This window comes from Streptomyces sp. NPDC002690, from assembly GCF_053592415.1.
The window spans coordinates 1-1,698 of sequence record NZ_JBSFVR010000686.1; the positions used below are offsets into that span (position 1 = coordinate 1).

General features: G+C 66.8%; 2 protein-coding genes. Both read left to right on the plus strand.

The genetic code is table 11. The features are described from left to right. A protein-coding gene (locus tag ACWD3D_RS36715; protein ID WP_451464974.1) for an IS5 family transposase occupies positions 1-792 on the plus strand; the annotation gives its coding sequence in 2 pieces (ribosomal slippage) (positions 1-317 and positions 317-792; 793 coding nt annotated over the 2 pieces). This gene is flagged as partial in the annotation. Between the two features lie 8 nt (positions 793-800). Further along, positions 801-1,292, plus strand: coding sequence for a DUF6086 family protein (locus ACWD3D_RS36720; protein ID WP_451464975.1), 492 nt, complete (start codon positions 801-803; stop codon positions 1,290-1,292). Positions 1,293-1,698: the final 406 nt, after the last annotated feature.

Sequence of the window (1,698 nt, forward strand, 5' to 3'; positions counted from 1 at the left end):
GCCCGACGAGTTGTGGGTGCTGTTTCGGCGGGTGGTGCCGCCAACGGAGGTCGTACGTCCGCAAGGTGGCGGCCGACGCCGGGCGGGTGACCGGGTGGCCCTGGCAGCGATCCTCTTCGTGGCTACCTCGGGCTGTACCTGGAGGCAGCTGCCACCGGTGTTCGGACCGAGCTGGCAGACGGTCTACCGGCGCTTCGCCCAATGGAGCCGAGCCCGCGTCTGGGCCCCGCTCCACCGCGTCATCCTCGACGAACTCGGTGCCGGCGGCGAGCTGGACTGGTCGCGGTGCGCTATCGACTCCGTCAGCATCCGGGCCACAAAGGGGGGACTCTGACAGGACCGAATCCGACCGACCGTGGCAAGTTGGGCTCGAAGATCCACCTGATCACGGACCAAAACGGACTTCCTCTGTCACTGGGCATCTCCGGTGCCAACATGCATGACAGTCAGGGCCTCGAACCGCTCGTGCGGGGGATCCCGCCGATCCGTTCCCGGCGCGGACCGCGACGGCGGCGCCCCGCGAAACTGCACGCGGACAAAGGGTACGACTACGACCACCTGCGCAGATGGCTCCGCAAGCGCGGCATCCGGCGCCGCATCGCTCGCAGAGGAACCGAGTCCTCACAGCGACTCGGCCGTCACCGATGGGTAGTCGAAAGGACCGTGTCCTGGCTGGCCGGCTGCCGCCGGCTCCACCGCCGCTACGAACGCAAACCCGAACACTTCCTGGCCTTCGTCGGCATAGCCGCGGCCCTCATCTGCCACCGGCGCCTGGCCAAGACCAAACTCTGACGACGGCAATGATCCGGCTGGATACGCTGGCCTGTCATGACCAGATGAAGGGTGCCGCGATGAGCCAGTACTTCGACCTCGGCGACGAGACACTGTGGAATCCATCCAATGGAGCATCCCGCATGTTCCAGCGCCAGGTAGCGGTCTTCGAAGCGGAGCTGGAGCTCCCATCGGGCATTGGGCCGATGGAGAACGACGAATGCCAGATCAACCCCGTCACCTTCGAAACCTTCGTCAACACCCTCCTGACGCAGCACCGAAAATCGAGCCACACCATCTGGCTCGCGCTCTCCGACGGCTTCACTGCCACTGTGCTCGCTCTTGCAGAACGCGCCGCGATCCAGGTGGACTGGGCACGACACGGAGCCGCCCCTGAAGGCCCACGTCAAGACGTGCAGCTTTCCACCGTCACTGGGATGTCCGCCCCTGCAGAGGGCGCAGCCTGGGCTTTTGACCTGCGCGAGAAGGCACAGGAGCTGGGACGGCACATGCCCCGCTGACCAGAGCAGCCGCATCCGACGAACCGATCGAAATCCCCCACCGCCGCTCACCATAAGAAACGACGTCCAAAGCGTGTTGCGAAATCCCGCCTGTCCCGCGACGCCTGGCACGCACGCTCGCCGCGTTGTCGGGATCACCCCGATACATCCAGTATCGGGGCGCCGGGCGCCCCTCCGCCTTGCGATCGCATGCACCGGACGCCGCGGGACCCGCCCTCCGGGCGGACGGCGCCACTTTCGCAACAAAACGCTTTAGGGCCGCATCACCGTAAACGCCGTTGCGGTACTGGCTACGGGCCCTCCCGTAGGGGGCACCGGAAATAGGGGTTGGCCCCTCCCGGCGCCGGTGACACGGTGGACCGCATCCCGGGAACCGCCCGCCCCGCACCGGACCCGTGTTCCGGTG

Coding starts and splice junctions, on each gene's coding strand:
- ACWD3D_RS36720 (WP_451464975.1), top strand. CDS start 801: ATGATCCGGCTGGATACGCTGGCCTGTCATGACCAGATGAAGGGTGCC.